The 6,285-nt window shown below is 35.8% G+C and carries 6 protein-coding genes; all 6 read left to right on the plus strand.

Annotation, left to right across the window (positions count from 1 at the left end; translation table 11 throughout):
* Positions 1 to 918 precede the first annotated feature (918 nt).
* The 6 genes from AB1414_13530 to AB1414_13555 all read left to right on the plus strand — a co-directional run bounded on the left by AB1414_13530 (position 919) and on the right by AB1414_13555 (position 5,556).
* On the plus strand, positions 919 to 1,515 hold the full coding sequence (locus tag AB1414_13530) for a SagB/ThcOx family dehydrogenase (protein ID MEW6608443.1): 597 nt from the start codon (positions 919 to 921) through the stop codon (positions 1,513 to 1,515).
* A 2-nt stretch (positions 1,516 to 1,517) separates the two neighbouring features.
* Positions 1,518 to 2,432 carry a tRNA (adenosine(37)-N6)-dimethylallyltransferase MiaA gene (miaA, locus tag AB1414_13535; protein MEW6608444.1) on the plus strand — a complete coding sequence of 305 codons (915 nt, stop codon included), beginning with the start codon at positions 1,518 to 1,520 and terminating at the stop codon, positions 2,430 to 2,432.
* A gap of 31 nt (positions 2,433 to 2,463) precedes the next feature.
* Positions 2,464 to 2,847: a 6-carboxytetrahydropterin synthase QueD gene (gene queD, locus AB1414_13540; GenBank protein MEW6608445.1), complete on the plus strand. Its 384-nt coding sequence runs from the start codon at positions 2,464 to 2,466 to the stop codon at positions 2,845 to 2,847.
* On the plus strand, positions 2,847 to 3,044 hold the full coding sequence (locus AB1414_13545) for a DUF6485 family protein (GenBank protein MEW6608446.1): 198 nt from the start codon (positions 2,847 to 2,849) through the stop codon (positions 3,042 to 3,044). The genes queD and AB1414_13545 overlap by 1 nt, the downstream gene beginning before the upstream one ends.
* 322 nt (positions 3,045 to 3,366) lie before the next feature.
* On the plus strand, positions 3,367 to 4,035 hold the full coding sequence (locus AB1414_13550; protein ID MEW6608447.1) for a hypothetical protein: 669 nt from the start codon (positions 3,367 to 3,369) through the stop codon (positions 4,033 to 4,035).
* Positions 4,036 to 4,047: 12 nt separating this feature from the next.
* A complete protein-coding gene (locus AB1414_13555; GenBank protein ID MEW6608448.1) occupies positions 4,048 to 5,556 on the plus strand; it encodes an O-antigen ligase family protein in 1,509 nt (502 codons plus the stop codon).
* Positions 5,557 to 6,285: the final 729 nt, after the last annotated feature.

A 6,285-nucleotide genomic window follows, 5' to 3' on the forward strand; every position in this document is an offset into this window, starting at 1 on the left:
ACCGATTACCTAAGTAACATGCAACTTCAATCTTAACAGAGCACTATAATCTTTGCGTTCTTTGCGGTTAATTTCTTTGCGTTCTTTGCGGTTAAAAAAGGATAAACCACTTAATCTTAAAAAAAACGTAACTATTCACCACGAAGGGTACGGAGAGCACGAAGTGAAATTTGATGAATTATCGAATAGAGTCATTGGATGCGCTATAGCGGTGCATCGAACTCTTGGGCCAGGTTTGCTTGACACCGTGAAGAGTGATAATTCACAATTCACAATTGACAATTCACCATTCACCATTATTAAGGAAATTTAGGGAAGAAATTGTGAATGGTGAATGGTGAATGGTGAATAGTTACAAAAAAACTTGAATATCGAGTAATAGAAACTAATAGAAATTTATGGAAATTTGTTGTTTTCCACAATCAATTTCTACCTATTTCTATTATCTTATCTCCATATCACTCTTATCTCCTTATCCCCTTTCGGACACTTTTGATATATAGCCTGAACGGTTACGAAAATTCTACCTCATCCTTCATTTAATGTCCCATAGGGACAATATATCGGTAAATGGCTTTCCATAAATTTTCTACCAATATATCGTTCCTACGGAACTGATTGATTTGTCTATCTATTCCTACCGATATTATGTTCCTAACGGAACGATTATTCTCATGCCTTATTTATGGGTATTATCCTATGTAAACTTCCAGTTAATAACCGCTATATCATATTGACAATCTTTTTTTTGACTCCGATATTTTGATATATCAGGAGAGAACTGTTCTTTCTAATGTCCCCTACCATCTTGTCCCCAAATTGTATCTTAAAAATAAAAATCATGAAAATTTAGTCTTGAGAACTGGTTTCAGAAAATAATCCTTGACATTTATTGGGCAGAATTATATAATTTAAACAATGGCTATAATTTTCTTACCCAGGCCTAAAACCGCAGGGAAGATGTCTATTGAGGAGGCAATTGCGCGGAGGCAGTCCATACGCAACTTCAGACAGGACCCACTCACCCTTGAACAGTTATCCCAACTTCTCTGGTCAGCACAAGGAATAACTGAACAATTTCGTCGTGCTGTCCCTTCGGCTGGGGCAACTTATCCTTTAGAGGTTTTTGCCGTAATTGGCATAGTTGAAGGAATGAATTCTGGCGTGCATCATTATCATCCAATGAAACATAGCCTTGAGCTAATTAAAGAAGGGGATTTTAGAAGGGAATTAGCCTCAGCCGCACTTAATCAGGAATTCATTGCCAGTGCACCACTGGATATTGTTATTTGTGCCGAATATAGCCGAACAACCTTCAGATATGGCAGTCGTGGCGAAAAATATGTCTATATGGAGGTAGGTCATGCAGGACAAAATCTTTCTTTAATCGCAGAAACATTAGGATTAGGCACAGTCGTTATTGGCGCATTCATTGATGAGGAAGTAACCCGATGTTTAAGTCTGCCTAAAAAATTTGCCCCATTATATATTATGCCATTTGGCTATCCAGGATAAAAATGTATCCACTGATTATTATTGCCGGACCGACTGCGGTCGGTAAAACAAAATTAGCCCATCTGCTTGCTCAAAAATCAGGTGGAGAGATTATCTCTGCCGATTCAAGACAGGTATATCGCTATATGGACATTGGCACGGCAAAACCTGATAAACTTCTCTGTCAGGAACTTCCATACCATTTGATAGATATTGTTTATCCAGATGAAAATTGGACTGTGGCTGATTTTAAAGAAAAAGCAGAGGAAACAATTGCCCAGGTTCATTCACAGAAACGGTTTCCTTTCTTAGTTGGCGGCACAGGATTATACATCAAGGCAATCACTACAGGCCTTTTTCCATCTCCTGCCCCTTCTCCGACTATCCGCCATAATCTTCAACGCCAGCTGACCCAATTTGGCACCGCATACCTTTATGAAAAACTTTGGCAGGTGGATAAAGAAAAGGCAGAAAATTTAAATCCAAATGATACCCGCAGAATAATTCGAGCATTAGAAGTATTCTATCAAACAGGAATACCCATCTCTCAACTTCAACAGCATAAAACTCAGAAAAAAGATTATAATCTCATTATGATTTGTTTAAATAAAGAGCGTGATAAGTTATATTGTCAGATTAATGAACGGGTAGATAGGATGATAAAACAAGGATTTGTGGAGGAAGTCCAATCTTTACTTAAAATGGGTTATAATGAGAATTTAATCGCTATGGAAGCCGTTGGGTATAAACAGATAATTAGTTATTTGAAAGGGGATTATGATTTAAATGAAACAATTGAAATGATAAAACAACAAACACGAAATTTTGCCAAACGCCAGATTACATGGTTTCGTGCAGAAAAAAGATTTACCTGGTTTTCACCGAAAGATAAAGATAAAATCTATGAGTTTATTTTGAATTCACTAAAAATCAATTGACATCTTAAGATGTTTGTGTTATATTAATTTTATGTATCGAGTAAGAGTTGAGGCACAATTTTGTGCCGCACATAAAATAATAGGTCATCAAGATAAATGCTCCAAACTCCATGGACATAATTGGAATGTAGAAGTAATTGTGAGCAATGATAAACTAAATAAATCAGGGATGATTATCGATTTTGATGAATTAAAAGAGTGGACGAAAAAGGTCATTGAACCTTTAGACCATCAAAATCTGAACGAACTAAAGCCTTTTTCAAATTCAAGCCCAACTGCAGAGGCAATTGCCCAATATCTTTATCTTGAACTACAAAAATTATTGAGTCAGGTTAAACTTGAAGAGGTAAAGGTCTGGGAAACGCCCACCTGCTGGGCATCTTACTCAAGACAGGATTTTTATGGAGGTGAATGATGAGAGAATGTAATGTTGCACAGAATAAAAAAGGGTGCACTTGCACCTATGAGCCCTGTCCTCGCAAGGGTATTTGTTGCGAATGTATTCAATACCACTGGCGTATGAAACAACTACCAGGCTGTTTATTTCCACCAAATGTTGAAAGGACTTATGATAGGTCAATAGAAAAATTTATCCAGACATATCAAAGGTAGAAGTAAATAAATGAAAATAAAAGGTAACTGTTCACCGCAGAGACACAGAGACGCAGAGAAAAAAATTAAAATCTATGGATGAGACGCTTAACATCCCCTGGCAAGCTCTTAAGTACAACAACATTAAACTTGCCCTGATGAAAATTAGGAATGGATTAACAAATCTGGCTTGTCTGCTGAACATTCGGCAAGCAGGTCATAAGTATTTCAATGTCTGCATCAATAATCTTTTATGTGATCTAATTTATTTTTATGTTTTCTCTGTTCCTCTGCGTCTCTGTGGTAAATTACCACCTGAATTTTTCTACCGGAGGAAAGAACTATGCCCGAAAAGTTGCTGCTCGGTCAAATATTGGTAGAGGAAGGAATACTAACGAAAGAACAACTCCATCAGGCATTGTTAGAGCAAAAGAAGTCTAACAAAAAATTAGGAAGAATATTGGTTGATTTAGGGTTTCTATCAGAAGAAATAATAATAGACTATTTAACTCATCAAATCACGGATATTTTGGAAGAATGTGAGGATATTACTTCTCATTTAGTCCGAAAATCACACGAGTTAATTAGAGAAAAACCCATAATTTATAAAAAAACTCCATTTATTGAGGATGATTCTAAAAAAGAAATTTATAAACGATTATTTGCAGGAAGGGAAAAGCTAAATGAAGCAAAAACACTATTTAGAAAAGGGATGTATGAAGAAGTAGTGATAAATGTCTATCATGCAATGTATCATCTTAGTCAGATAATACATCGATTGCAAGAACCTCATCATCATTTTGACTTAGCCCTAAAAACAGGAATAAAATCTGTCTTTACAGGCCGAACAGGAACCTCGCAAGTTGAACGACGCAGTATTTTTACGGAGAAGGTTAGAAAAGAAATTAATCTAGAGGCAAGACATCAGGCAAAAACGATTATCAAGGATGGTGAATCTTATTTAAAAAGAGTAGAAGAATCCCTCCGCCAGCGCAAAGGAATTAAAATCTGAGGAAAAAGCGTTATGATTAACTTAACCTGGGTCAAAGAAAGATTAGTTATTTTCCTGTTGATTATTTTGATATTCCTTCCACCAACATTCCTTTTAGGGGGATATACATTTTATTCCTTGACCTTAATTGAATCTTTAGTCATTCTTACAGGCTTAATTGGATTTTCAGGAAAAATAAAGATAATTAAGTCCTGTGTCCATCTACCTATCTTATTTTTTATGTTATCTGCAGTTCTATCTACAATCAATTCTCATTATTTAAGAGGGAGTTGGGAAGAAATAACTAAATTAGCCTGCTGTTTAATTTTCTTTTTAATGGTCGGAAATTACCTTTCGACACACTTAAAATTATTTGTCCCTACTTTGGTATTGACTACATTAGTTGTCCTGTCTTTAAGCTTGAATCAATTCTTGATTCATATCCCCAAATCCTTAATTGATAGACTCTACTATCCATTAGGCAATCCCAATCTTTTAGCCGGCTTTCTGGTAATAACTATCCCTTTGATGGTAAGATTATTTTTTATCGTGAGATTTAGATTTTTGTTCGGGCTACTCCTATTATTTTCTTTCCTCACCTTATATTTTACCTCTTCAAGAGGGAGTGTTTTGGGGGTGATTGGAGCATTGTTTTTCCTATTTTTTATAACAAGGCAAAATAGACGACGATATGGATTTATTTTGCTATCAGGTTTATTTATTGTGATAGTTGGAGTTATTATTTATAACCTTTTTTCCCCATCACATTGGCTGGGCACACATTCAATTTTCCAGAGATTCTACATCTGGAAATATTCCTGCCTGATGTTTTTAGACCATTTTATTTTGGGTGTTGGTCCAGGTGCATACGCAAATGTCTTTTTTGATTATAGACAGGATGTCCCCTGGCATTACCATTCTCATAACATCTTTATTCAATATGCTTGTGAAATGGGAATAATTGGTTTGTTAAGTTTTATCTGGCTATTAGTGAGTTTATTTAAGGAAGGGTTTAAGACCATAGTTGAGGAAAATACCTATGAGAAAGCAGTTAGAGAAGGCTTGCTGGCAAGTCTAATTGGGCTTCTCATTCATAATCAGGGCGATTATCTATTCTGGATACCAGTATTCCAGCTATATTTCTGGCTGATACTGGGCATATTGACCTTTAGACAAGGAAAAGAATATATCTTTCCTAATACTTATTGGTTAACAGGCATCATTATAATCTTCTGTTTTTTTTGTATTTTTAGACCATTTTCAGGTTATGTATTTTTTAATCAAGGGGTGATTCTGGCGGATAAGGGGAGATGGGAAGCGGCAAAACTAAAGTTTGAAAAAGCGGTAGCATTTGATTTTTATCATCCAGTTTATCATGCTCATCTTGCCACAAGTTACACCAAAATTCAACCAGCATCTTTAAATCTGGCAATTAAAGAATATGAAATAGCCAGTTCACTTGATAATTCAAAGGCGTATTTTAAAAAGGAAAAGACACTTTGCTGGAAATTGTATAGACGAAGAGCTATTGGAAGTAAATAGGGCGATTGTGTCTGTGATCTTGATGCAAAGATAAGTAAGCGTTCAGCCACAGAGGCACAGAGTTCACAGAGAATTAAGGAAATTAACCACAAATGGATACGACATCCCATAAATGTAGTGCGAACCTTTAAGTTCGCCTTTTGGCTTGCCAGAAGCGAAGCTAACGCCTCGCACTACAAATCTTTGTAAGGGTTCAGGTAGGATAAAAATAAGGAGAAAGGGAGAAGATGGAGAAGTGGAGAAAAGAAGAGTTAACTGATACTCGATGTTCAAGTTTTTTAAAGGTATAAAGATTTAACCGCAAAGAGCGCAAAGAAAGGTTTCGCAAAGGACGCAAAGAAAGAAAAAGAGGTCTATAAACGAAAACGAACTTTCAAATATTGTTAATTGCTTATAAATTTCAATGTATTAAGACTCAAGGAAGGAATTAAAAGGGTGGTGAACAACCTATAATCTCTGCGTTCTTTGCGGTTGATTTCTTTGCGTTCTTTGCGGTTAAAAAAGGATAAACCACTTAATCCTAAAAATGTTTTTATAATGACTATAATGGTAGGGGTTTTTCGGACCAGTAGTTAAGATACATTATGTGGTATAATGTATGGTGAGGGTTGGACCTATTAACTCCAGTAAAATCAAGGGGTTATAATAGTAAGAAGGTAGATTTTAGGGGTGTTTAGGAGGTGAGGTAGGTATATGTAACATATTATAAACATTGGGGTTAGGTTTCAA

The sequence above is a fragment of the bacterium genome (assembly GCA_040755795.1).
Classification (GTDB): domain Bacteria; phylum UBA9089; class CG2-30-40-21; order CG2-30-40-21; family SBAY01; genus JBFLXS01.

Excerpts from the sequence above, each read along its gene's own strand:
- AB1414_13530 (MEW6608443.1), top strand. The coding sequence starts at position 919 with ATGGCTATAATTTTCTTACCCAGGCCTAAAACCGCAGGGAAGATGTCT.
- miaA (MEW6608444.1), top strand. The coding sequence starts at position 1,518 with ATGTATCCACTGATTATTATTGCCGGACCGACTGCGGTCGGTAAAACA.
- queD (MEW6608445.1), top strand. The coding sequence starts at position 2,464 with ATGTATCGAGTAAGAGTTGAGGCACAATTTTGTGCCGCACATAAAATA.
- AB1414_13545 (MEW6608446.1), top strand. The coding sequence starts at position 2,847 with ATGAGAGAATGTAATGTTGCACAGAATAAAAAAGGGTGCACTTGCACC.
- AB1414_13550 (MEW6608447.1), top strand. The coding sequence starts at position 3,367 with ATGCCCGAAAAGTTGCTGCTCGGTCAAATATTGGTAGAGGAAGGAATA.
- AB1414_13555 (MEW6608448.1), top strand. The coding sequence starts at position 4,048 with ATGATTAACTTAACCTGGGTCAAAGAAAGATTAGTTATTTTCCTGTTG.